The sequence below is a fragment of the Zoogloea sp. genome (genome assembly GCF_028693495.1).
Lineage (GTDB): Bacteria > Pseudomonadota > Gammaproteobacteria > Burkholderiales > Rhodocyclaceae > Zoogloea.
Window position 1 is genome coordinate 1 of the sequence record NZ_JAQUVG010000061.1, and the last position, 20,982, is coordinate 20,982.

22 protein-coding genes and 1 tRNA gene are annotated in these 20,982 nt (G+C 63.0%); 18 read left to right on the plus strand and 5 right to left on the minus strand.

The window, feature by feature from the left end:
- Both PHD22_RS10930 and xpt read left to right on the plus strand, forming a co-directional pair.
- On the plus strand, window positions 1–181 hold a 181-nt coding region (locus PHD22_RS10930), incomplete at its 5' end, for a hypothetical protein (protein WP_299866369.1).
- Between the two features lie 52 nt (window positions 182–233).
- Window positions 234–845, plus strand: coding sequence for a xanthine phosphoribosyltransferase (xpt, locus tag PHD22_RS10935; protein WP_299866372.1), 612 nt, complete (start codon window positions 234–236; stop codon window positions 843–845).
- A gap of 195 nt (window positions 846–1,040) precedes the next feature.
- On the opposite strand, the gene PHD22_RS10940 is transcribed toward xpt, so the two are convergent.
- The 3 genes from PHD22_RS10940 to PHD22_RS10950 form a co-directional block, all read right to left on the minus strand.
- Entirely contained in the window at window positions 1,041–2,936 is a 1,896-nt protein-coding gene (locus PHD22_RS10940; RefSeq protein ID WP_299866374.1) for a propionate--CoA ligase, read from the minus strand.
- A gap of 73 nt (window positions 2,937–3,009) precedes the next feature.
- Window positions 3,010–4,191, minus strand: a complete 1,182-nt coding sequence (locus PHD22_RS10945; RefSeq protein WP_299866376.1) for a response regulator — start codon at window positions 4,189–4,191, stop codon at window positions 3,010–3,012.
- Between the two features lie 27 nt (window positions 4,192–4,218).
- Window positions 4,219–5,223 (minus strand): oxidoreductase, encoded by a 1,005-nt coding sequence (locus PHD22_RS10950; protein ID WP_299866378.1) that lies wholly within the window; start codon window positions 5,221–5,223, stop codon window positions 4,219–4,221.
- 147 nt (window positions 5,224–5,370) lie between these two features.
- Between PHD22_RS10950 and PHD22_RS10955 the strand changes: the two genes are divergently transcribed.
- Window positions 5,371–6,258 carry an HDOD domain-containing protein gene (locus tag PHD22_RS10955; protein WP_299866380.1) on the plus strand — a complete coding sequence of 296 codons (888 nt, stop codon included), beginning with the start codon at window positions 5,371–5,373 and terminating at the stop codon, window positions 6,256–6,258.
- Between the two features lie 25 nt (window positions 6,259–6,283).
- On the opposite strand, the gene PHD22_RS10960 is transcribed toward PHD22_RS10955, so the two are convergent.
- Complete coding sequence (locus PHD22_RS10960; protein ID WP_299866383.1) at window positions 6,284–8,194, minus strand: ATP-binding cassette domain-containing protein; 1,911 nt, start codon at window positions 8,192–8,194, stop codon at window positions 6,284–6,286.
- Between the two features lie 236 nt (window positions 8,195–8,430).
- On the opposite strand from PHD22_RS10960, the gene PHD22_RS10965 reads away from it, so the two are divergent.
- The 9 genes from PHD22_RS10965 (at window position 8,431) to PHD22_RS11005 (ending at window position 15,694) form a co-directional block, all read left to right on the plus strand.
- Window positions 8,431–8,553: a hemin uptake protein HemP gene (locus PHD22_RS10965; protein WP_299866386.1), complete on the plus strand. Its 123-nt coding sequence runs from the start codon at window positions 8,431–8,433 to the stop codon at window positions 8,551–8,553.
- Window positions 8,554–8,620: 67 nt separating this feature from the next.
- Window positions 8,621–8,842 carry a (2Fe-2S)-binding protein gene (locus PHD22_RS10970; RefSeq protein ID WP_299866389.1) on the plus strand — a complete coding sequence of 74 codons (222 nt, stop codon included), beginning with the start codon at window positions 8,621–8,623 and terminating at the stop codon, window positions 8,840–8,842.
- Window positions 8,839–9,315: a bacterioferritin gene (gene bfr / locus PHD22_RS10975; RefSeq protein WP_299866392.1), complete on the plus strand. Its 477-nt coding sequence runs from the start codon at window positions 8,839–8,841 to the stop codon at window positions 9,313–9,315. The genes PHD22_RS10970 and bfr overlap by 4 nt, the downstream gene beginning before the upstream one ends.
- Before the next feature lie 82 nt (window positions 9,316–9,397).
- Window positions 9,398–9,472: transfer RNA gene (locus tag PHD22_RS10980), tRNA-Arg, on the plus strand.
- Window positions 9,473–9,668: 196 nt separating this feature from the next.
- Window positions 9,669–10,913 carry an integrase arm-type DNA-binding domain-containing protein gene (locus PHD22_RS10985; RefSeq protein WP_299866395.1) on the plus strand — a complete coding sequence of 415 codons (1,245 nt, stop codon included), beginning with the start codon at window positions 9,669–9,671 and terminating at the stop codon, window positions 10,911–10,913.
- Window positions 10,914–11,022: 109 nt separating this feature from the next.
- Entirely contained in the window at window positions 11,023–11,814 is a 792-nt protein-coding gene (locus PHD22_RS10990) for a hypothetical protein (protein WP_299866398.1), read from the plus strand.
- A 148-nt stretch (window positions 11,815–11,962) separates the two neighbouring features.
- Entirely contained in the window at window positions 11,963–12,193 is a 231-nt protein-coding gene (locus PHD22_RS10995) for a hypothetical protein (RefSeq protein ID WP_299866401.1), read from the plus strand.
- A complete protein-coding gene (locus tag PHD22_RS11000; protein ID WP_299866403.1) occupies window positions 12,190–12,471 on the plus strand; it encodes an AlpA family phage regulatory protein in 282 nt (93 codons plus the stop codon). Before PHD22_RS10995 ends, PHD22_RS11000 begins: the two co-directional genes overlap by 4 nt.
- 268 nt (window positions 12,472–12,739) lie before the next feature.
- A complete protein-coding gene (locus tag PHD22_RS11005) occupies window positions 12,740–15,694 on the plus strand; it encodes a DUF927 domain-containing protein (RefSeq protein WP_299866406.1) in 2,955 nt (984 codons plus the stop codon).
- Window positions 15,695–16,651: 957 nt separating this feature from the next.
- On the opposite strand, the gene PHD22_RS11010 is transcribed toward PHD22_RS11005, so the two are convergent.
- Complete coding sequence (locus tag PHD22_RS11010) at window positions 16,652–16,912, minus strand: hypothetical protein (RefSeq protein WP_299866409.1); 261 nt, start codon at window positions 16,910–16,912, stop codon at window positions 16,652–16,654.
- A 321-nt stretch (window positions 16,913–17,233) separates the two neighbouring features.
- Between PHD22_RS11010 and PHD22_RS11015 the strand changes: the two genes are divergently transcribed.
- The 6 genes from PHD22_RS11015 to PHD22_RS11040 all read left to right on the plus strand — a co-directional run bounded on the left by PHD22_RS11015 (window position 17,234) and on the right by PHD22_RS11040 (window position 20,709).
- A complete protein-coding gene (locus PHD22_RS11015; RefSeq protein WP_299866412.1) occupies window positions 17,234–17,386 on the plus strand; it encodes a hypothetical protein in 153 nt (50 codons plus the stop codon).
- 113 nt (window positions 17,387–17,499) lie between these two features.
- Window positions 17,500–17,946 carry a DNA repair protein RadC gene (radC, locus tag PHD22_RS11020; protein ID WP_299866425.1) on the plus strand — a complete coding sequence of 149 codons (447 nt, stop codon included), beginning with the start codon at window positions 17,500–17,502 and terminating at the stop codon, window positions 17,944–17,946.
- Window positions 17,943–18,347: a hypothetical protein gene (locus tag PHD22_RS11025; RefSeq protein WP_299866415.1), complete on the plus strand. Its 405-nt coding sequence runs from the start codon at window positions 17,943–17,945 to the stop codon at window positions 18,345–18,347. The genes radC and PHD22_RS11025 overlap by 4 nt, the downstream gene beginning before the upstream one ends.
- Window positions 18,344–19,930: a YfjI family protein gene (locus tag PHD22_RS11030; RefSeq protein ID WP_299866418.1), complete on the plus strand. Its 1,587-nt coding sequence runs from the start codon at window positions 18,344–18,346 to the stop codon at window positions 19,928–19,930. The genes PHD22_RS11025 and PHD22_RS11030 overlap by 4 nt, the downstream gene beginning before the upstream one ends.
- A 186-nt stretch (window positions 19,931–20,116) precedes the next feature.
- Complete coding sequence (locus tag PHD22_RS11035; protein WP_299866420.1) at window positions 20,117–20,299, plus strand: type II toxin-antitoxin system HicA family toxin; 183 nt, start codon at window positions 20,117–20,119, stop codon at window positions 20,297–20,299.
- 14 nt (window positions 20,300–20,313) lie between these two features.
- Complete coding sequence (locus PHD22_RS11040; RefSeq protein ID WP_299866422.1) at window positions 20,314–20,709, plus strand: type II toxin-antitoxin system HicB family antitoxin; 396 nt, start codon at window positions 20,314–20,316, stop codon at window positions 20,707–20,709.
- Window positions 20,710–20,982: the final 273 nt, after the last annotated feature.

Sequence of the window (20,982 nt, forward strand, 5' to 3'; positions counted from 1 at the left end):
AGCAGCAGGCGTGTCATCAAAAATCTTTTCGAAGAAGGATCTGGACGGGCGCGCACTGTACCGGAACCCACCGGCGTTCAGCAATGCGCGCCACCTCCCTGGGGAACACCCTGTGCCCATCCGGCAGCGCCTGCCGGCGCTTGAGGAAGAAAACACGAAGGTCGATAAGGGAGATTGCTAAAATCGGCCGACTTGCTGTCAAAGGGATGGCAAAAACCCGTCTATCGAGCCCCATGAGCCCGCATCTGAATCTGACAGCCCCCTATCCACCACTCGTTCGCCGGATCGAAGCCGAAGCCACTATCGAGGACGGACAGATCCTGCGCATCGATCACTTCCTGAACCACCGGATCGAACCAGGCTTCATCTTCGAGATGGCCCACGAGCTGGCCCGCCGGCTGTCTTTCTTCCAGCCCAACGTCATTTTGACTGCTGAAGCCAGCGGGATCGCTCCGGCGCTGGTGGTAGCCCAAGCCCTCAGCGTGCCGCTCCTCTACGCCAAGAAGTACGCCCCTCAGGTCGAGTCTCCGGCGATCTCCCGGGTCATCCCCTCACCCACCAAAGGCGGCCACACCCGCCTGGTACTATCCCGTCGCTACCTCGCTCCAGGCCAGCGGGTGGTCATCGTCGATGACTTTCTCGCCAACGGGCGCACTGCCTTGGCCCTCGTGGAAATGGCACGGGAAGCCGGCGCCGAAGTGATGGGAGCAGGCTTCATCGTGGAAAAACGCTTCAGGCACGGACGGGAACACATTGAGGCACTGGGAGTCCCGGTCGCCACCCTCGCCCAGGTGGAACGCATCGAAAACGACCGGGCGATTTTGACCCAGGCCGGATACGACTGAGGGGGATAGGGCTGGCCAGCCTCCCTGACCATTCCCCTCCCACACCACCCGACATGTGGGTCCGCACCGGGGGGTTCGAGTCGTTGACGATCATACTTGCACCCGCAGGAGTGCGCCCATGCTGGGCGCACCAAAAAAAGCCGACCGGCTCACACCGGTCGGCTCTGGCATGGCTTGCCGCAGCCTGAGGGATGCCTACTTGGCGGCGAGGGCAGTCTTGATCTGCTCAAGCGTGCTCGGGTCTTCGATGGTGGTCAGATCACCCGGGTCGCGGCCTTCGGCCAGGGCCTGGATGGAGCGACGCAGCATCTTGCCGGAGCGGGTCTTGGGCAGGCCGGAGATGAAGTGCACGCGGGCCGGGCGGGCGATGGCGCCGAGGCTGCCGTCGACGAGCTTCATGACGGCCTTTTCGAGCTCGACGACCTTCTCGGGGCTATCGACGCTGGCCGGGTCCTTGACCACCGCGAAGGCCATGGGCATCTGGCCCTTGAGCGCGTCGGCCACGCCCACCACGGCCACTTCGGCAATCGCCGGGTGGGCCTGCACGGCCTCCTCGATCTCGCGGGTGCCGAGGCGGTGGCCAGCCACGTTGATCACGTCGTCGGTGCGGCCAAGGATCTTGTAGTAACCCTTGTCGTCCTTGATGCCCCAGTCGAAGCTGGAGTAAACCTGCGGCTCCTGGAACAGCGTGAAGTAGGTGGACACGAAGCGCTTGTCGTCTCCCCAGATGGTGGACAGGCAGCCCGGCGGGAGCGGCGGCACGACGCCGACGATGCCCTTCTCGTTGGGGCCGCACTCGGAGCCGTCGTCGCGGAACAGACGCACATCGTAGCCATACACCGGAAAGCCGGGGGAGCCGAGCTGGACGTCCTGCTTCTCGACGCCAGGCATCAGCGACAACATGGCCCAACCGGTCTCGGTCTGCCAGTAGTGGTCGATGACCGGGATGCCCAGCTCGTCCATCATCCACTGGTGGGAGGTCTCGTCCATCGGCTCGCCGGCGCAGTACAGGGCACGGAGCTTGGAAAGATCGTAGGCCTTGAGGAAGGCCGGGTCCTGCTTCTTGAGCACGCGAATGGCGGTCGGTGCGCTGAACATCACGGTGACTTCCTGATCCTGGCAGATCTTCCACCAGATGCCGGCGTCGGGGCGCAGCGGCGTGCCCTCGTACATGATGGTGGCCATGCCGGCGATCAGCGGGCCGTAGATGATGTAGCTGTGACCGACGACCCAGCCGATGTCGGAGGTGGAGAAGAAGGTCTCGCCCGCGTTGCCGCAGTAGATGTGCTTCATGGAAGCGGCCAGGGCCACCGCGTAGCCGCCGGTGTCGCGCTGCACGCCCTTAGGCTTGCCGGTGGTGCCCGAGGTGTACAGGATGTAGCTGGGATCGGAGGATTCGACCCAGGTGACGGGCACGTCGGCGTCCAGGTGCTTGGTGCGCAGGGTGGCGTAGTCCACGTCGCGACCGGCGACCACGTTCATCTCGGTATCGAGGCCGCGGTTGACCATCAGCACGGCGGCGGGCTTGTGCTCGGCCAGGTTGATGGCTTCGTCGAGCAGGTGCTTGTAGGGCACCGGGCGGCCGCCGCGCATGCCGGCGTCGGCCGAGACGATCACGGTGGGCTTGGCATCGTCGATACGGGTGGCCAGCGAATGCGAGGCAAAACCGCCGAACACCACCGAGTGGATCGCACCGATACGGGTGCACGCCAGCATCGCGAAGGCGGCTTCGGCGATCATCGGCATGTAGATCAGGACACGGTCGCCCTTCCTGACGCCGAGATCCTGGTAGATCGCCGCCATGCGCATCACTTCGGCACGCAACTCGGCGAAGCTGTAGGTCTTTTCTTCGTTGGTCTCGGTGGAGATGTACACCAGCGCCTTGCCGTTGGGGTTGGTTTCGGCGTGGCGGTCGACAGCGTTGTAGCAGAGGTTGGTCTCACCGCCAGCAAACCATTTGACGAAGGGCGGCTTGGAGAAGTCGTAGATCTGCTCAGGCTTCTTGTTCCAGTGGATCAATTCGGCCTGCTCGCCCCAGAAGCCGTTACGGTCTTCGATGGAGCGTTTGTGAAATTCCTGATATGAAGCCATGGGTTCCTCTCCCTTATTCGAATGTCAGATTACTGTCGAATGGGCGATACGACCTTCATGGCGTTCGCCCTTTTTATTCGTTCTGCTGCAGTGTTTTCGCGACACCGGTTTCAGCTGCACGTGCGAGGACGTCAAGCGGGAGACCGGGCGCGAAACTGGATTCTATCAATTCCAGCAAAGGCAGGAGAGTCCGTATGGCATCCGGGAGCTGGCGACGCACTTCAGCATCGGGCCCGACACTGCGCAGGCGCTGGAGAATCTGATCGATACTGACCAGCGCACGGGCACCAGCAGCGATCATGTCCGACGTGATTTCCCCCTTTTCACCCATAACCCGGTTGCCACCGGCCGCCCGCCCGGCCGCAATCCGCTGGACCGCCACACCGATCAGATGGCTCACCGTGTGTGCCCGGCCCGATTCGGAAGACGACAGACCAATGGTGATCTGGATCCGGATCCGCTCCTCCCGGTAGGTCATCACGATGTTCTCGATGGCCGCCCGCAGACGCATGGCAAAGGCACCCGCGCCGTCCATGTTGGTGTTGGGCGAAACGATCGCGAACCGGGCAGGGGCCAACTCAGCCACCGTATCCTCCTGGCGCAGCTTGGTCGCCAGGATCTTGGAAAGTTTTCGGTTGATCAACTGGGCCACATGGGCGCCGTAACGGGCCACCAGGACATCGAACTGGTCGATCTCGATCACCATCACCGCCAGATCCTTGTGATGACGCTGGGCCAGGGCCAGCTCCTGGGCTGCATGGTGATGGAGATAGGATGGGGTGACCAGGCCCGAGGAGGGGTCCACCGGACTGGCCGTCGCCAGGGCCGCCCTGCTCTCCTCCAGGTCCCGCTGGGTGCGGGCGAGCTGAGTCAGGGCTTCAAGGCGGGCCAGCAACTCCACATTGCCGATGCTCTTGGAAATGAAGTCGGTGGCACCCGCACTCTTGGCCTTGACCCGCACTTCCGGCTCGTCGTCACCGGAGATGACGACGACCGGCAGGGTATTGATCCGTGAAATGCGCGAAGTCCGGATGCGCTCCAGAAGACCATAACCATCCAGACGCGGCATGCCGATATCGGTGATGACGGCCTGGATGGTGGGGTCCACCATCAGCGTCTGCCAGCCGGCTTCGCCATCCGCTTCCTCCCGCACATCGAAGCGATCCCTCACATGCCGGGTGATGGAGGCTCTCACCATCCGGGAATCATCAATGATCAGAACACGGGGATGAGTCTGATCGGTGCCGTCGCTCATAGTGGGCTCGCTTCGATTCGGATTTTGTCAATTTACGGCAATTACTGTCCGTCCCTTGACCCGTCCAGCAATGAAATCATCAAAAACACCGGGAAGCTCTGCAAACGGTACGGTGCGGGTCATCTCCGCCAGATGGCGGGGTTTGAGGTCGGTGGCCAGACGGTCCCAGACCCGTGTCCGTGTCGGGAAACCCATGTAGCCGGAATCCACCCCCAGCAGGCTCACACCTCGCAAAATGAAGGGAAAGACAGTCGTCGGGAGATTGATGCTCTGGGCGTTGCCGATGCTGGCCACGGTTCCAGCCTGTTTCATGGTGGACAGCACCCACGCCAGAATGTCGCCGCCGACGTTGTCGACTGCACCCGCCCACAGCCCTGCATCAAGCGGGCGGGTCTTGGCCGGGTCGATGGAGTCACGCAGCTTGATCTCGGCAGCCCCCAGACGCTTGAGATATGCCTCCTCGTGGGCCTTTCCCGTCAGGGCAACCACGTGATAGCCGAGACCGGCCAGCATGTCGATGGCCAGCCCACCAACTCCACCGCTGGCCCCCGTGACGATCACCGGGCCGTTCTCGGGACGCAGGCCGTTGTCTTCCATCCGGACAACCCCCAGCGCCGCCGTGAAACCCGCCGTTCCCAAGGCCATGGCATCCAGCAGGGACATCCCTGCGGGGAGGGGCACAACCCAGCCAGCGGGCACCCGGGCATACTCGGCATAGCCCCCATGGTGAGCGACGCCGATATCGAAGCTGGTGGCAATCACGGGGTCACCGGTCTTGAAGCGGGGATCACTGCTCTCAACCACCGTACCCGACAGATCAATCCCACCAATGCAGGGAAAGCGCCGGATGATCTTGCCCGCACCCGTCGCGGCCAGGGCATCCTTGTAATTGACGCTGGAGTAGGCCACCTTGACCAGGACCTCACCGGCGTCCAGTTGTGCGGCGGGAAAATCCTCCAGGGCCGACACCACCTTGCGGTTATCGTCCTGACGGATCACGAGGGCCTTGAAGCTGGACGGAATGCTGGACATGCTTTCTCCTCTTGAATCGGCAGCGGGCAATGCCCTGCGCCTCGTTATGGGTCGGCTGATTATAGCTCCGCCATCGGGATGCACGCCCAGCCTCAATCTGCCGGAAAAGATGCCGTAAAGGACATCACCACTCGCCGGAGCAGCCTCATGGCCCTTTTGACCCACGCCCTAGACAGCATCGATTCCTACGTCAGCTTTTTTAGTCACCAGCCATTGCCCGTGCTGAAGCACACGGTCAAGGAACTGAACGTGATGCGGGAGGCAGAAGAGCACATCAACGGACGGACGGTGGCTGCGCTGGTGCTCGGTGACCCGATGATGACCCTGAAAGTGCTGATCCATATCGAAGAAAACCGGCGCGCACGTCAGAACCATGACATCACGACGGTGGAGCGGGCCATCATGATGATGGGCATATCCCCCTTCCTGAAGAACTTCTCGGAGATGCCCACCGTAGAAGAGCAGATTTCAGATCACCCCAAAGCCCTGGTTGGGGTCCTCAAGGTAATCGGACGGGCCCGACGGGCTGCCCGTTACGCGCGCGACTGGGCAATCCTTCGCCACGACCTGGATGTGGATGAGATCACGGTTGCGGCGCTCCTCTCGGAGGTCACCGACATCCTGTGCTGGTGTTTTGCCCCGACCCTCACCCAGAAGGTCCATGAAATGCAACATCATGACCGGAACCTCCGATCCAGCGCCGCCCAACGTCAGGTTTTCAACTTTTCAGCCAAGGAACTTCAGCTGGCAATCGTCCGCTACTGGCATCTGCCCGAACTGCTGGTGTCCATGATGAACGAACAGCAGATCCACAACCCCCGGGTACGCACCGTCCAGCTTGCCAACAGCCTGGCCCGCCATACAGCCCAAGGCTGGGATAATCCTGCCATCCCCGATGATCTGGCCGCCATCGAAGCGCTGCTTCATATTGGCCGGGAAAGCCTGCTCCACCGTCTGTCAGTTCCCCATGAAGCTGCCGAAGTCCTGCTGAACGCGGGAGGCACGCCCGAAGGCGCACTTCCACCCCCCCCTTGAGACCGAAAGGGATACGACGGCCAGCTCACTGGATGGAAGAACGGGACTCCAGGTCCTCCCAACGCATCAGGGCCCCTTCTATCTCTCCCTCCAAAACCTGCAGACGCTGAGTGAGCTTTGGCACTTCTGCAGGCACGTCCCGATACGTAGCAGGATCGTTCAACTGGGCCTGCAGCCTTGATTGCTCCTCTTCGAGGGCGGAGATCCGCTCAGGCAAGGCATCAAGCTCCCGCTGCTCCTTCCAGGTCAGCCGGGCAGACCTGGAAGGAGCAGCGGCCGCCACCGGCGCAGAAATTTCCTTTTTCAGGGTAGCTGCCTTGGGCGCTAGGACAGGCTCCACAGCCTTACGCGAGCGCAACCAGTCCTCGTAACCACCTGCATATTCCTGCCAGAGCCCCTCCCCTTCAGCAGCGATCACCTGGGTCACCACGTTGTCCAGAAAGGCGCGGTCGTGGCTGACCAGAAAGACCGTACCGTCGTAGCTGGCCAGCAGGTCCTCCAGCAGGTCGAGAGTCTCGATATCCAGGTCGTTGGTGGGCTCATCCAGCACCAGAACATTGGCAGGGCGCGCAAAAAGGCGGGCCAGCAGCAAGCGGTTGCGCTCCCCTCCGGACAGGGACTTGACTGGCGACCGGGCTCGCTGAGGCGAAAACAGGAAATCTCCCAGATAGCCGATGATGTGCGTCCGGTGACCCGCGATTTCCACATAATCGGAACCCGGGCTGATCACTTCGGTCAGTGGCGCCTCTGGATCCAGCTGGGCACGCAACTGATCGAAGTACGCCACCGTCTGCCGGGTACCCCTCCGCACGTCACCCTCGTCTGGTTCAAGTCCGCCGAGGATCAATTTGAGCAGGGTGGTCTTGCCCGCTCCATTGGGACCAATCAGGCCAATCCGGTCACCCCGCAGGATGCGGGTGGAAAAATCCCGCACGACCACACGTTCGCCAAAACGCTTGGTCACACCATGCAACTCCGCCACCATCTGGCCGCTGCCCTCGCCTCGATCCAGGGCCAGCTTGACGCTGCCCATGCGATCCCTGCGAGCACTGCGCTCGCCGCGCAGGGCCTCCAGACGCCTCACCCGTCCCTCGTTACGCGTGCGCCGGGCCTCGACCCCCTTGCGGATCCACACCTCCTCCTGAGCCAGCAACTTGTCAAAACGGGCGTTGGCCTTCTCCTCCGCCTCCAGTTGCTCCGCCTTGCGCGCCAGATATTCCTTGAAGCGCCCCGGATAACTGCTGAGGATGCCCCTGTCAAGCTCGACAATCCGGGTTGCAACATTGTCCAGGAAGACCCGATCGTGGGTGATCACCACCACGGCACCAGGAAAGTCCCGGATCAGCGCCTCCAGCCACAGGATGCCGTCGATATCCAGATGGTTCGTCGGCTCGTCCAGCAGGAGCATTTCCGGCTCGCCCACCAGCGCCCGGGCCAGTGCCACCCGCTTGATGCCACCGCCAGACAGGCTGCCCACGGCCACATCCCCGGACAGCTTGAGCTGACCGAGCACCTGCTCAACCCGCTGCTCGAGGCGCCAGGCCTGGGCCTCCTCCACCCGATGCTGGAGATCCTCAAGGCGCTTCAAGGCCGCTTCGCCATGATCCTCGGCCACTGTCAGCATGGCTGCATGATAATCAACCAGGAGCTGGGCCACATCTCCAAGCCCGTCTGCAACCGTGGCATAGACGCTGCGTTCAAGAGGGAAATCCGCCTCCTGGGGAACATAGGCAACCCGGGTGCCTGGCTGACGCCACAGTCGTCCATCGTCAAGGGTGACCTGCCCGACCAGAACCTTGAGGAGACTGGACTTGCCACTGCCATTACGGCCGATCAAGGCAACACGTTCGCCTTCGTCCAGTTGAAAAGCGGCCTGATCCAGCAGGGCCACATGGCCAAAAGCGAGACAGGCATCGTCAAGGGTAATCAGCGGCATCGGTCAGTCGGGTAAAAGGCAGGAAGGTGGCAATTCTACCCCTGCCGACCGCCTTCAAGGCTGCCGGACGTCCAGAGCCGTCTCCACATCATTTTTTCAGCCAGACCTATTGACTCAGGGAAAGGCTATCTGTTTAATAAGAATTGTTCTCAATATCTTTTAATATCGTGCCTGATCTCACGCCTCCGAGTATCGACCCGCCTCTTGCCGCCGGCCCCATCACGCCCCGGAACGACATGGACAAGCCCGTGCGGAGTGCAGAGCTGTTTCAAGGACGGACCTGTATCTTCATCGAACACCGAGGAATGCTCTATGCGCTGCGTACAACCAGAGCCGGCAAGCTGATCTTGACGAAATAAAACCCTCCGATCACACCCTGCGCCCACGCGTCAACGCCTGTTCATCCAGCTGAATCAAGGACATCCCATGTACGTATGTGTCTGCCGTGCCGTCACCGAAAAGCATATTGAAACTGCCGTCAAAGCAGGCGCTCGTCGACTGCGGGATCTTCGGGTACAGTTGGGGGTCACGGAAGAATGCGGACGTTGCGCCAAATGTGCCAAACAGTGCCTTGAAGGTGCTGTTGATCAGGCAAGCACGTCTGCCCCCCGTCCCCGGCACTACCCCTTGATTCAGGAGGCAGCATGAAAGGCGACAAAAAAGTCCTGCAACATCTCAACAAGCAGCTCACCATCGAGCTGACCGCCATCAACCAGTACTTCCTGCACGCACGGATGTACAAGAACTGGGGATTGACCAGGCTGGGCAAACATGAGTACGAAGAGTCCATCGAAGAGATGAAGCATGCCGACATGCTCATCGAGCGGGTACTCTTCCTGGAGGGCCTGCCCAACCTGCAAAACCTGGACAAGCTGCTGATCGGAGAAGAGGTACCGGAATGCATCCGTGGCGACTTGAAACTCGAGCAGAGCGGCCACGCCCACCTGATCGAGGCCATTGCCTACTGCGAATCCGTAAAGGATTACGTCAGTCGCGACCTCTTTCAGCACATCCTCGAAGATACCGAAGAGCATATCGACTATCTGGAAACCCAGCTTGATCTGATCGAAAAAGTCGGCATCCAGAACTACCTGCAGTCCCAGATGGAGGCTGGTTCCTGAGGGGCTTCCCTCCTCCAGCCACTTCCGCCTAACGAAGACGTGGCATTTTCCCGGCACTCCGGGATAGAATGCGCACCTTCCTCTCTCCGTAGTTCAATGGATAGAACGGGCGCCTCCTAAGCGCCAGATACAGGTTCGATTCCTGTCGGGGGGACCAGGAAACCGTCTCAGACTGAATCAGGCTGCATCAAAGAAAGCGCTAAGAGCCCGCAAATGCGGGCTTTTTTGGTTTTTGGGCGTATCATCGCGTATCAGGAAACAGCACCCAAGCGCATGGATTTTGGGGGTATATCCGGGGGTAGTTTTCAGTACCCCCGCGTTTCCTCAGTCCAGATACCCCCAAAGGACGCCCGATGCCCCTCACCGATACCGCGATCCGCAAGGCCAGGCCCGGCGAAAAGCCCTACAAGCTGACCGACGAAAAGGGCCTCTTCCTGCTCGTCGGGGTCAAGCCCGGCGCCCTTTACTGGCGGATGAAGTACCGCTTCGCCGGTAAGGAAAAGCTGCTTGCCCTGGGTGTCTATCCCGAAGTCTCCCTGAAAACCGCCCGCCAGAAACGGGACGATGCCCGCCGGCTGCTCGATGCCGGGACGGACCCGGCCGAAGCCCGCCGCGTCGAAAAGATCGCCCGCAAGGTGGCCGCGGCAACCTCCTTTGAAGCCGTGGCCCGTGAGTGGCACGAAAAGAAGCGTCACGAGTGGGTGGATACCTACGCGGCAAAGGTGCTCACCTCGCTTGAACAGGATCTGTTCCCGACCCTTGGGCGCCGGCCGATTGCTGAAATCAGCTCTGCCGAACTCCTGGCCGCCCTGCGCAAGATCGAAGCCCGCTGCGCCCTGGAAACCTTGAAGCGGGTCCGCCAGCGAGCCAACGACATCTTCCTGCACGCAATCGCCACCGGCAGCGCCGAAAACAACCCGGCTGCGGGGCTGCACAAGGCGGTGAAGACCGCGCCCGTAGAACACCGGCCTGCGCTGCACCCTTCGGAGCTGCGCGAGTTCTTCATCCGCCTGGATGCGGTGCGCGTGTCGAAGATGGTCAAGAACGCCGTACTGCTGCAAGTCCTCACCTTCCTTCGCCCTGGCGAGCTGCGGGGCGCCCGGTGGGCGGAAATCGACCTGCCGGCCGGCGTGTGGGTGGTGCCGGCGGAGCGTGACCGCAGCCGCGGGCTTGTGGGAATGAAGATGCGGGAAAGTCACACCGTTTCGCTTTCGTCGCAGGCCGTCGAAGTGCTCCGGGATCTGCACGAGATCACCGGAAACCGTGACCTCGTTTTCCCCAACCGCAACAACCCGCTGCGCCCCATGAGCAACGGCACGGTGAACAGCGCCCTGCGGGCGATGGGCTATGCCGGCGATGAGGTGACGGGCTCAGGCTTCCGGGCAACCGCAACCGGCGCCCTGCTTGAGCTGGGATGGCGGCCCGAGGTGATAGACCGCCAGTTGGCCCACCGGGAGCGGAAGGAGGTTTTCGGGGCCTACTCGCACCAGGCCGAATACCTGGCCGAACGCCGCAAGATGATGCAGCAATGGGCGGACTGGCTCGACCAGGTGAAGAGCGGGGCAAACGTCGTGCCGATCCGTGGGCACGCTGCATGAGGTAACGGACACAAGGGCAGCACGCCGCGCCTACCTCGACGGGGGGAACACCGGGCACCTTCACCCGGCCGGCGCGGCACCTCTTTTGAAGGGCGCACGAAGGAAGCGCATGCCAAAGAAAAAACAGGCAAACAAACAATCAAATCCGAGCCGATTTTTTGACCCACGTCCGCATTCACCGATAAAACAATTCTCACCTCCAACCGCTTTGATGATGAAAGCCGGGCGTTTAGCAGGATTTGAGGGGCGCGACGGGTGGCCGGATGAGCTATCAGTCCGGGAATTTTCGGGGTTACAGTTTCCTGACAGTGGATTGGCGCAGGCCGACTTCCTGCGGGCCTTATGGGGGTATGAGTGGTCGGAGTGGCTCGGGGAGCATGGCGCCACGGTAATTAGAGACAACGCGCCTGGCCCTGGCCTTTGCCGTGTCTCGGGTGCGGATGTTCTTCATCTGTACGGTGTAGAGCCAAGCGAGCTGTTGCGGGAATGGTTTGCATCGTCCGATTCACCAGCCTATCAGTTGATTCGTGGCCGCCACGCCGGGGCCTGTCCTGTCTCGACTGAGCCTGCCATATCACAAAAAGTCGGCAGCGCCGTTGCTCCCACAACCCAAAGAGGGCGGGTGAAGTTCGTGCTCGAAGAGTGCGAGAGGCGGGCAAAAGAGAATGAAATTCCCTTCGACCGCTCGAAGATGCCGGGTAATAAACAGGATTTCCTGGATTTGATGAAAAGAATGGAGCCCAGCTTCAAAAATATGGCCCTCGCCAGCCTGGGCCGTTATCTCAAGAGGCAGTGCACGTGGGGACTTTCGGCAGCGTCAAACGCCTCTGCCACGCCTTTATACGAAAAACTTTTTCCAGAAGCTTTCGCCAAGCCTAGGGCAGTTTTGAAAAAAGCGTAAATATTTAAGTGACTGATTTGTAAACACCTACCCTAGGGCACCCTGGGGCAGTTTTTCCGGGTGCCCTAGGGTGCCCTAGGTGATTCGACGAAAAGCAGTGTTCAGTATTCGTGTCGTTCCAACCCGCCAACCACGAGGGCGACACGACATGAAATTGCACATCATCACCAGGGCGCACCGCCTGGGAACATCTGAGTTTGCCGCGGCCCTTCGTGCCGCTGGCCATGCGGTGCAGCCGCAAAGCATCCGCCGCTATCTGGTCGAAAAGGGTCACTACCTGGGGGAGCGTCCCTTCAAGCTGCCGAATGGCCGGCTGTTGTGGGATGCCGCGGCCGTTGAGCGACTGACCGCGCTGCAAAAGCGGGGGGCTGGCAAATGAAAATCCGCCCCATAGCAGACAAAACGACACCCGCCTCGCACCTACCCGATCCGGCCGCCCCACCTATCCCCGACGCGCTCCGCAATTTCGACGCCCTGCCGGATGCGGCAAACGTGCGTCTGCCGGTGGTATGCGCTCTTTTCGGAATCAGCCCCCCGACTGCTTGGCGCTGGGTCAAAAAAAGCAAGCTTCCGGCCGGCCGGAAGCTCTCCGAGCGAGTGACCGCCTGGAACGTAGGCGAGCTGCGCAAGGCTCTGAATGGGGAGGCGTGGCAATGACCCATCATTCTTGGTGTAGATCTTGCGCAGGCACAGAAGAAATGGCAAAGACGGTCGGGATGTGGCCTGCCCGGCCTGGGGAGTCATGGTCAGATCTGCGTTACCGGATTAAACAGAAGCTGATGTGCGGACAGTCCGCCGGCGACAGAAATCGTCCGTGGTACGAGACAGCAGCGGGTATCAAAACGAAGGGCAATGAACTCGGACTCACCATAGAAGCCGGAGAATCGTTACCTCACTTTTTGTCCAGGGTGGCGGAGCACGTCAAATGATCGATACCGCCTCTATCCTCGATCAGTTCCGACGTGCTGCCGAAGCCCGCGGCCTGCGCCTGCCTGACCACCTCGACGCTGACGGCAAGCTGCACCGCTGCGAGCTGCGGGACGGACCCGCCCGCAAGCTGGACGGCGCCTATCTGCTGCACCTCGATGGTGTGCCGGCCGGTGGCTTCCAGAATTTCAAGGATGGCCTGGAGTGGGAAAACTGGCGTGCCGACATTGGCCGCCAGCTCACGCCCGAAGAGGAAGCCGCCAACCGCGCCCGCATGGAAGCCCAGCGAGCCACCCGCGAGGCCGAAGCCAAGGTCAAGCGGGACAAGGCCCGCCGCAAGGCGAACGCGATCTGGAGCGGTGCCAAGCCGGCCCCGGACGATCACGCCTACCTGCAACGCAAGGGCGTCCCGTCCTTCGGCCTGCGGGTGGCCTCCTGGCCAAAGTGGCAGGAGGTGCGCCCCGGTGAATGGCGTGAAGAGCGCATCCTGGGCGCCTTGCTGGTGCCCATGCGCAGCCCCTCGGGAACCCTGCACAGCCTTCAGGCGATCTATCCCGACAAGGTGGACGGACGCGACAAGGACTTTCTGCCCCACGGCGAGAAGGCCGGCAAGTTCCATCTGATTGGCGAGATCACCCCCGACCTGCCCGTATGCGTGGCCGAAGGCTACGCGACGGCTGCCAGCGTCCACCAGGCTGTCGGCTGGCCGGTGGCGGTGGCCTTCGACGCGGGCAGTCTCGAACCTGTTGCCCGCGCCCTGCATGAGGCGCACCAGGGCGCCGGCTTCATCGTGTGTGCCGATGACGATCACCAGACCGCCGGCAACCCTGGCCTGACCAAGGCCCGCGCTGCCGCCGCCGCTGTCGGGGGCGTGGTGGCGGTGCCCGACTTCGGGGCGGACCGACCCGAGGGCGCGACCGACTTTAACGATCTGCACGCGCTCGCCGGCCTCGATGCCGTGCGCCGCATCCTCGAAGCGGCCCGCGCTTTGCTGGCAGGCCCGCAGGGCGACGAAACGCCCGCCGATGCACCTTCCCCCACACCCGAAGCTGAAACGCCCGCCAGCGGCCCGGAAACGGCCCCCGCTGCACCCTCGGACGAACCCGAGAAGCCCACCAAGCGCCCTCGCTCCAAAGCCAAGGGCAAGGCGCCCGGCGTGCAGGCGCCTGCACAGGGCGGCGAGGTGTTCGAGCTGCGCGACGGCAACGACGGCCGCGGCGTGTATCGCCTCAAGGTAGAGCGCCGCGGCGAGGGCTGGGAAACCGTTGAACAGTTCGTGTGCGCCCCTCTCGAGATCACGCACCAGGTACGTGACGCCCGCGGGGAAAACTGGCAACGCCTGGCCACCTTCAACGACCACGACGGCCGCCGCCGCCGGGTACTGGTGCCTGATGACATGCTCGAAGGCGACGGCGCCGCCCTGGCCCGCCTGCTGCGTGCTCAAGGCCTGTTCATTGGCGACAACAAGGGCGGCTTGCTCAAGATGTACGTGAACCGCTCCCGGCCGCCAGCCCGCGCCCGTCTTACGGCCCGCATCGGCTGGCACGATGACTGCACCACGCCCGGCCGCTGGTCCTTCGTGCTGGGGGGCGACCATGACCCGCTGGCCGCGCCCGATGCCGAGCTGTGGCTACACGCGGCACAGGGCAGCGGACATGCTCAGTTCAAGCAGGCCGGCACCCTCGAAGACTGGCGGGCCAACGTGGCCGCCCTGGCAGTGGGCAACAGCCGGCTGACCTTCGCCCTGTCCGCAGCTTTCGCAGGGGGCTTGTGCTGGCTGCATCCCAACGTGTCGGGGGGCTTCCACTGGGCCGGTGGTTCGAGCCTGGGCAAGTCTGCCTTGCTCTACTCCGCAGCGAGCCTGTGCGGCCCTGCCGCGTACCGCAAGACATGGCTGCTCACGGCGACCGCGATTGAAGGCGTAGCCGCCGGGCACTGTGACGCGCCCCTTCTGTTGGACGAACTCAAGCAGGCCGGCAACCCCAAGGACGTGGCACAGGCCGCCTACATGCTCACCAGCGGGCAGGGAAAAGGGCGAGGCCAAGCCGCCGGGGGCCTGCGGGAAACCGCGTCTTTCTCCCTGCTCTTCCAGTCAAACGGGGAAATCGGGCTGACGCAGTTTCTCGAAGAGAACCAGGAACGCGCCTACGCGGGGCAGGAGGTGCGCTTCTGCGAGCTGCCCGCCGATGCCGGCGCCGGCTTTGGCTGCTGGGACGAGCTGCACGGCCTGCCCGATGGCGCCCGCTTCTCCGAAACCCTGCAACGCAACGCTGCCAAGCACTACGGCACAGCCTACCCCGAGTTCATCCGCCACGTGGTCGTGGAGCGGGAAGAGATGCCTGCCCAGTTCGAAGAGCTGCGACGTGCCTTCGAAGACCGCGCTCTGACCAACAAGGCTGGCGGGCAGGCGATCCGGGCAGCAACGCGCTTTGCTGCGGTGGCCTATGCGGGCGAAAAGGCGACCGAGTGGGGCTTAACCGGGTGGCCGCAGGGTGAGGCCGTCAAGGCGGCTTTCCGCATGTTCAAAGACTGGCTGCACGCCTTCGGCGGTGAAGAGAACCGGGAGCCCCGCAAGATGGTGGAACAGGTGCAGGCGTGGATTCAAGCCCATGCAGGCGCCCGCCTGGAAGACTGGCGACGCCCGAGTATCAGCGACACCCACGCCCCGCGGACGATGAACCGGGCCGGCTGGAAACGCCCGACCAAGGACACGGCAAGCCTCAACGAAGCCGATCACGTCTTCGAGTATCTGATTTATCCGGCGGTGTTCAGGTCGGAGCTGTGCAACGGTTTCGACCCGGCGCAGGTGGCAAAAGAGCTGGCTGTCCGCGGTCTGCTGGTGCGGGACGGGGCACACCTCCAAGTCAAGGCGAGGGAGCCCGGCGCCGCCAAGCCGGGGCGGTTCTTCCTGCTTGCTCCTGGCATTCTGGAAGGCATCGACGGCAATGATTGATTGGGCGTCACTTGTCGCCGATTCCGCCCCCAAACAGGCCGAAACACCCACTTTTGACCCTCTGTTCCCACAAAAAGTGGGAACAGATTCGGGGGGAGTGGGAACAAAATCACTCTCTCAAGCCATTGAACAAAAACAGGTTTTTGAATCTGTTCCCACTGTTCCCAGTGTTCCCACCGTTTTTGAAAGGGCGAGGGTAAGCGAAGATGAAAAACTCAATCAATCGTCATTTTCTGATCCGGCGGGGGGTGGGGTTCAAGGGCGATCTGCGCCGCATAAAACACCCATCGAAACGTCTTGCCGGAGCTGCGAACACTTTGCCCAGCCGGGCCTCTCTGATGGCCTGTGCAGTGGCCGAACAGACCTTCCTCCTGCCTTCGGGCCGGAGCACCCCTTGCACCGGCTGCCCGCCGATCGCGGAGCCCACTGCCACGCCTGGCGACTGCATCCATTCTGGTGACTCCGACAGCCTGGCAAGGGGGGTGTCAAAAAGTAGCGGCCCGACCCTCTCCTAGACCGCTCGGTTCTCTTTTCACGCAGCGCCGCGAAATGGACAGGGGGGAGGGGGTGGCCAAAGTCCCGACCGACACCATGCAGGACCGTACGGTTAGGCCCGCTTTCATGGCCGGCGAAAAATACCCCCCCGGGGGGGTCAAGGCTTTCTTTTCAGTGGCTCTCAGGCTGGAGGCCAAAAAACCAGTGGGAACAGTGGGAACAGTGGGAACACAAGCCGGAAACCCAAGCGGGGCGCGGCTTTCCAAGGGTCTATGTTGTTCCCACTCTAAGTTAACTAAGTGGGAACAGTGGGAACAAATACCCTCTTCCTCTTTTCCTTCCTTTGCCCCTGTTTCGCAAACTGGCGCCCCCCCTGCACCCCCCGGCTGTGCTGCGCTTTCCATCGCGCTTGGTAATCCCGCGTGACGGACTGCGCATCGGCGCTGGCTGCACGCACAGAGCCTAGAAAAATTGCTTGGCGAAGTTGGCAAGGGCGACCCCAAGCACTGCGGCGAGCATCCATGTGAGCTTGTCGAACTTGGCATCGACCACGGCAAATTTTCCATCCAGCTTGGTTTCAAGGCGATCCAAATGGGCGGTAGTGACCAAGCCTTCGTGCGCCTTCACGATCGTGCGCACGACAGCTTCAGCCTGCTCCTGTGGGATGCCGGCCTGTTTCAGCTCCGAGACAAGCTCAAGGGTATCGACGGTGATTGTGCTCATGGCCTCATTGTAGCCTCACGTTGATGCGCGATGATACGTCGTAACATGCCGAGCTTGACCGAGGCCGGCGAGCTGGCAGATACTCCGGCTGCCCCGAAACAGAGGGGCCGGGTTTGGAAGCCCGAACGACAAAGGCGGACACCAGCCGCCAAGCGGCTTTTTTTGCGTCCGTACGCCCGTGGTGCGCCCTCGATCAATGGCGGGCCGGGCAGGGAGGCTTCGGCCTGCCGGTTCCTTTGTCCCGGTCTTCCAACCCCGCTTTGGCCCGCCCCCCGTTTGGAAGCGAGGGGCGGATTCAGTCCGACAAAGGAGCCCCGCACCATGGCAACCCATGCCCCGGCGTGCACACGTCTGCACACGCCCCGCCGCACCCTCAAGCTGTTCCCGTCCCTCGCTCTCTATCGCGCCCTGCGCCCCTTCACCGGCCCCGTGCTGGCCTGGCGTGTGGCCTTCGCCTGGGGGGCTGCATCATGACCGCCTCCAAGCCCCCCGCCCCGGCTCCGGCCCGCCCCCGCCAGTTTGTGGCCCGCGAGGCCAGCCCCCTGTATGCGTCGCCCCTCGCCCGCTGCCCGCTCGACCCCGCCGCCATGGACCGGGAAGACAGGCTGATTGCCCGCGCCAAAAAGGCATTGGCCCGCCGCCTGGCAGCGCCCGGGGCTGCGATTGATTCACCGGCTGTGGTGCGTGACTTCCTGATGTTGGAGCTTGGCGAAGAGGCCCGAGAGGTGTTCTGCGCCCTGTTCCTCGACGCACAAAACCGGGTTTTGTCGTTCGAACCCCTGTTTGCCGGCACCCTCACGGAAACCAGCGTTTACCCCCGAGAGGTGGTGAGGCGGTGCCTTGATCTGAACGCCGCCGCGGTGGTCTTCGCCCACAATCACCCGTCTGGCGTGACTGAGCCTAGCAATGCCGATAAATACCTTACGGACAGGCTCAAAGCCGCCCTTGCGATGTTTGATGTTCGCGTCCTGGACCATTTCATCGTCGGTGGTGCGTCCCGCCCCCTGAGCTTTGTAGAAAGGGGGCTGCTATGACCGCCCCCCACCCTTCCCTGCCCGCCTGGCGGTGCTCTCCTGGCCGGCAGCTACCGCCCTACGCCCGTGACCTGGCAGACGCCCGCGCCCGTGATCTGGTGCCGGCGCTCCGGCAGGTTGTCGTCTATCTGGACCGCTGGCCGGTAGCCCCTGTAACGGCCCTGGGCTTGGCGATCTGCTGCCCGCCGGGCACTCACCCTGCCCGCCTGGATTGGCGTTACCTGGCGGCCCTGTCGGTGCTGGTGGTGGCCTCGCCCGGCATCCCTGCGGAACGCTTGCGCCTGCTGCTGGGGGAGCTGGTGGCGGCCCGCCCCAAGCGCTTGATCGTGCTCCGCCCTGGAGGTGTGCCAGTGGCAGAGTTTGTTATCAGTGACGCGGGCAGCAAGGAGGTTCAGCCATGAAGGCACCCCCCTTTGAACCTGCCAGCCCGGCCGAACGCGCCGTCCTGGCCCCTTCCATCGGGGATCCTCGCACCTGGCCGGCGGCATCGTGGCCAGATCCTCAACCGCTGCCCGAGGGCCTGGCCCCGGTGGCTCCCTTCGATCACGCCATGCTGCCCGACCGCCTGCGCCCCTGGGTGCAGGACGTTTCCGAGCGGATGCAATGCCCGCCCGACTTCGTGGCCGTGCCGATGGTGGCAGCGGCCGGCAACCTGATAGGCCGGCGCTGTGCCATTCGTCCGCAGGCTTTCAGCGATTGGCAGGAGTTCCCCAACCTGTGGGGCTGCATCGTGGGCAGGCCCGGCATGATGAAGAGCCCCGCCATGATGGCCGCCCTTGCCCCCGTGGTTCGCCTCGAAGCCCGCGCCCTCGAAGAATGGACCGCCGCACAAGGCCAATGGCGGGCAGAAAGCGAGATTGCCAAGGCCCGCGCCGAAGCCCGCAAGGGTGAGGCGACCAAGGCGCTCCGCAAGAACCCGGACGCCCTTGTGGACGTGACCAGCTTCCTGACCCCCGAGGCCGACGAAGCCCCGGTCCTGCGCCGTTACACGGTGGCGTCCGCAACGGTGGAGGCCCTGGCAGAAAAGCTGATCGAGAACCCCCGTGGCCTGCTGGTGGTGCGGGATGAGCTGCCGGGCTGGCTGGCCGGCCTGGATCGGGAGGACGCCGCCGAGCTGCGCGCCTTCCTCATGACCGGGTGGAATGGCAAGGATGGCTGGACCTTCGACCGCATCGGACGCGGGCATCGGCGCGTGCCGGCGGTGTGCCTGGGCGTGGTGGGCGGTGCCCAGCCCGGCCCCCTGGGGGAATACCTGCGGGCCGCCATGCGCGGCGGGGCTTCCGATGATGGGATGCTCGCCCGCTTCGGCTTACTGGTGTGGCCCGAGGCCGGCGGCAAGTGGAAGAACGTGGACCGCATCCCGGACGGCCCCGCCAAGCAATCCGCCTTTCAGGTGTTCGAAGACCTCGACGCCCTTGATGCCCTCGCACGTGGTGCCCACCAGGAAAGCGAGGATGCCCCGCCCTTCCTGCGCTTCGACCCCGAGGCCCTGGAAGCCTTCACGGACTGGCGGTGCAGCTTCGAGGCGGGCCTACGGACAGGCGACCTGTTCCCGGCCCTGGAATCCCACCTTGCCAAGTACCGCAAGCTGGTCCCGGCCCTCGCCTTGGTCTTCCACCTGGCGGACGGGCACGGCGGCCCGGTGGGCTTCCCGTCCACGCTCCGGGCGCTGCATTGGGCGGTGTATCTCGAGAGTCACGCCCGGCGCTGCTATGGCGTGGCACAGGCCGGCGAGGCGGACACGGCCCGGCGGATTCTGGAGCGGATTGCAAAGGGGGATCTGGCGCGGGAGGGCTTCGGGACGCGGGACGTATGGCGCCCCGGGTGGTCGGGGCTGGCCGATCAAAAGCAGGTTGCCGCGGGGCTGGATCTTCTGGCGGAGCTGGGGCACCTCGAAGCCTGGCAGGAGCCGACCCGCACCAAGCCGCGAACGCTCTACATCGTGAATCCGAAGTCTTCACCGCCCGCCATGGCGAGACACTGAGCGGGCCGAATTTTCCCCACATGCACCAGGGAGCGCACTGTCAAAACTGTCTTTTCTCAATTTGGCAGTTTTGGCAGTGACCCCGCGGGGGTGTATGGGGGAAATTTCGGGGGGCTCCTTGCCAACGAGCGCCGGACGGTAAAGGACGGGTTTGCAGCTTTCTTTGTCGTGTGTATGCTACACATCATGAACAGTGCCGACGTAATTAGAATGCTGAAAGCCGATGGCTGGGAAGAAGTCGCCACGCGGGGCAGCCATCACCAGTTCAAGCACCCCGCCAAACCCGGCCGGGTGACGGTGCCACACCCGAAGAAAGACCTTCCTACCGGCACGCTGCATTCCATCCTGAAACAAGCCGGCCTGAAGTAATGGAGAACACCACCATGCGCTACCCGATTGCAATCGAACCCGGCGGCGACGCCCACGCCTGGGGCGTTGTTGTGCCCGATCTGCCGGGCTGCTTTTCAGCAGGCGACACCCTTGACGAAGCCATTGAACAGGCACGCGAAGCCATCGTTCTTCACCTTGACTGGCTACTCGATGACGGGGAGGAAATCCCACCGCCCCGCCCCGTGAGTGAACACCAGGGCCGGCCGGAGTTTGCGGGCTGGATTTGGGCGGTGGTGGAGATTGACCCCGCGATGCTCGATAGCCAAGTCGAACGGGTCAATATCACCTTACCCCGGCGGGTGCTGTCTCGCCTGGATCGTGCGGCACGGGCGGCCGGGGAAACCCGGTCGGGCTACATCGCCCGCTTGGCGCTGGGGGAGCGGGTGTAGATCACCCTTCCTCTTCAACCTGACCGACGCCGGGCACGCCCCGGCGTTGTGCTTTCTGGGGCCGGTGTGAACATTTCGGATGGCTCAAAAGGTATAGGTTTTGAGCTAGGGTAAAGCCGGCCTGTTTTGCATGGCTCAAAACCGTTGTTTTGTATTTTGAGCCAGGCTAATATCTGAGCCATACATTTTGAGCCAGAAAGAAGCCCGCCATGTCCGCCATCGTCGCCTATGCCCGCGTCTCGACCGATGACCAAACCTGCGAGAACCAGCGCC

Bases quoted from the DNA above. Each gene is read 5' to 3' on its own strand.
- PHD22_RS10970 (WP_299866389.1), top strand. From the start codon at position 8,621: ATGTACGTATGTGTCTGCCGTGCCGTCACCGAAAAGCATATTGAAACT.
- PHD22_RS11040 (WP_299866422.1), top strand. From the start codon at position 20,314: ATGCGCTACCCGATTGCAATCGAACCCGGCGGCGACGCCCACGCCTGG.
- PHD22_RS10990 (WP_299866398.1), top strand. From the start codon at position 11,023: ATGCCAAAGAAAAAACAGGCAAACAAACAATCAAATCCGAGCCGATTT.
- PHD22_RS11005 (WP_299866406.1), top strand. From the start codon at position 12,740: ATGATCGATACCGCCTCTATCCTCGATCAGTTCCGACGTGCTGCCGAA.
- PHD22_RS10985 (WP_299866395.1), top strand. From the start codon at position 9,669: ATGCCCCTCACCGATACCGCGATCCGCAAGGCCAGGCCCGGCGAAAAG.
- PHD22_RS11015 (WP_299866412.1), top strand. From the start codon at position 17,234: ATGGCAACCCATGCCCCGGCGTGCACACGTCTGCACACGCCCCGCCGC.
- PHD22_RS11010 (WP_299866409.1), bottom strand. From the start codon at position 16,912: ATGAGCACAATCACCGTCGATACCCTTGAGCTTGTCTCGGAGCTGAAA.
- PHD22_RS10965 (WP_299866386.1), top strand. From the start codon at position 8,431: ATGGACAAGCCCGTGCGGAGTGCAGAGCTGTTTCAAGGACGGACCTGT.
- PHD22_RS11000 (WP_299866403.1), top strand. From the start codon at position 12,190: ATGAAAATCCGCCCCATAGCAGACAAAACGACACCCGCCTCGCACCTA.
- PHD22_RS10955 (WP_299866380.1), top strand. From the start codon at position 5,371: ATGGCCCTTTTGACCCACGCCCTAGACAGCATCGATTCCTACGTCAGC.
- PHD22_RS10995 (WP_299866401.1), top strand. From the start codon at position 11,963: ATGAAATTGCACATCATCACCAGGGCGCACCGCCTGGGAACATCTGAG.
- PHD22_RS11035 (WP_299866420.1), top strand. From the start codon at position 20,117: ATGAACAGTGCCGACGTAATTAGAATGCTGAAAGCCGATGGCTGGGAA.
- PHD22_RS10945 (WP_299866376.1), bottom strand. From the start codon at position 4,191: ATGAGCGACGGCACCGATCAGACTCATCCCCGTGTTCTGATCATTGAT.
- PHD22_RS11030 (WP_299866418.1), top strand. From the start codon at position 18,344: ATGAAGGCACCCCCCTTTGAACCTGCCAGCCCGGCCGAACGCGCCGTC.
- xpt (WP_299866372.1), top strand. From the start codon at position 234: ATGAGCCCGCATCTGAATCTGACAGCCCCCTATCCACCACTCGTTCGC.
- PHD22_RS10960 (WP_299866383.1), bottom strand. From the start codon at position 8,194: ATGCCGCTGATTACCCTTGACGATGCCTGTCTCGCTTTTGGCCATGTG.
- bfr (WP_299866392.1), top strand. From the start codon at position 8,839: ATGAAAGGCGACAAAAAAGTCCTGCAACATCTCAACAAGCAGCTCACC.
- PHD22_RS10940 (WP_299866374.1), bottom strand. From the start codon at position 2,936: ATGGCTTCATATCAGGAATTTCACAAACGCTCCATCGAAGACCGTAAC.
- radC (WP_299866425.1), top strand. From the start codon at position 17,500: ATGGACCGGGAAGACAGGCTGATTGCCCGCGCCAAAAAGGCATTGGCC.
- PHD22_RS10950 (WP_299866378.1), bottom strand. From the start codon at position 5,223: ATGTCCAGCATTCCGTCCAGCTTCAAGGCCCTCGTGATCCGTCAGGAC.
- PHD22_RS11025 (WP_299866415.1), top strand. From the start codon at position 17,943: ATGACCGCCCCCCACCCTTCCCTGCCCGCCTGGCGGTGCTCTCCTGGC.